The following is a 731-nucleotide window of genomic DNA, read 5'->3' as shown; positions in this document are numbered from 1 at the left end:
GACGAATTAAAAGGGGGAGAAGGCGATGACGACGAATTGGAAGGAGGCGATGGCAACGATCAACTTTACTGGCAATGCCGGAAAAGATATCCAAGGCAGGCGATATCGGCGATGACGAATTAAAAGGGGGAGAAGGCGATGACGACGAATTGGAAGGAGGCGATGGCAACGATCAACTTTACTGGCAATGCCGGAAAAGATATCCAAGGCAGGCGATATCGGCGATGACGAATTAAAAGGGGGAGAAGGCGATGACGACGAATTGGAAGGAGGCGATGGCAACGATCAACTTTACTGGCAATGCCGGAAAAGATATCCAAGGCAGGCGATATCGGCGATGACGAATTAAAAGGGGGAGAAGGCGATGACGACGAATTAGAAGGAGGCGATGGCAACGATCAACTTTACTGGCAATGCCGGAAAAGATATCCAAGGCAGGCGATATCGGCGATGACGAATTAAAAGGGGGAGAAGGCGATGACGAATTAGAAGGCGGCGATGGCAACGATCAACTTTACTGGCAATGCCGGAAAAGATATCCAAGGCAGGCGATATCGGCGACGACGAATTAAAAGGAGGCGAAGGCGATGACGAATTAGAAGGAGGCGATGGCAACGATCAACTTTACTGGCAATGCCGGAAAAGATATCCAAGGCAGGCGATATCGGCGATGACGAATTAAAAGGGGGAGAAGGCGATGACGACGAATTAAAAGGAGGCGATGGCAACGA

The 731-nt window shown here is 50.1% G+C and carries 3 protein-coding genes; all 3 read left to right on the top strand.

Features of this window, described 5'->3' with window-relative positions:
• The first annotated feature begins 187 nt into the window (after positions 1–187).
• The 3 genes from MiSe_RS49475 to MiSe_RS53525 all read left to right on the top strand — a co-directional run bounded on the left by MiSe_RS49475 (position 188) and on the right by MiSe_RS53525 (position 682).
• On the top strand, positions 188–349 hold the full coding sequence (locus tag MiSe_RS49475) for a hypothetical protein (protein WP_226594950.1): 162 nt from the start codon (positions 188–190) through the stop codon (positions 347–349).
• Positions 350–413: 64 nt separating this feature from the next.
• On the top strand, positions 414–572 hold the full coding sequence (locus MiSe_RS51850) for a hypothetical protein (protein ID WP_264197174.1): 159 nt from the start codon (positions 414–416) through the stop codon (positions 570–572).
• Positions 524–682: a hypothetical protein gene (locus MiSe_RS53525; RefSeq protein ID WP_373873062.1), complete on the top strand. Its 159-nt coding sequence runs from the start codon at positions 524–526 to the stop codon at positions 680–682. Before MiSe_RS51850 ends, MiSe_RS53525 begins: the two co-directional genes overlap by 49 nt.
• The last annotated feature ends 49 nt before the right edge of the window (positions 683–731 follow it).

It is taken from the genome of Microseira wollei NIES-4236 (genome assembly GCF_020521235.1).
In the GTDB taxonomy this organism is placed as follows: Bacteria; Cyanobacteriota; Cyanobacteriia; order Cyanobacteriales; family Aerosakkonemataceae; genus Microseira; species Microseira wollei.
The sequence above is the reverse complement of the archived record's forward strand: the minus strand, read 5'-3'. Positions and strand labels throughout refer to the sequence as shown.

Bases quoted from the DNA above. Each gene is read 5' to 3' on its own strand.
- MiSe_RS49475 (WP_226594950.1), top strand. From the start codon at position 188: ATGCCGGAAAAGATATCCAAGGCAGGCGATATCGGCGATGACGAATTA.
- MiSe_RS51850 (WP_264197174.1), top strand. From the start codon at position 414: ATGCCGGAAAAGATATCCAAGGCAGGCGATATCGGCGATGACGAATTA.
- MiSe_RS53525 (WP_373873062.1), top strand. From the start codon at position 524: ATGCCGGAAAAGATATCCAAGGCAGGCGATATCGGCGACGACGAATTA.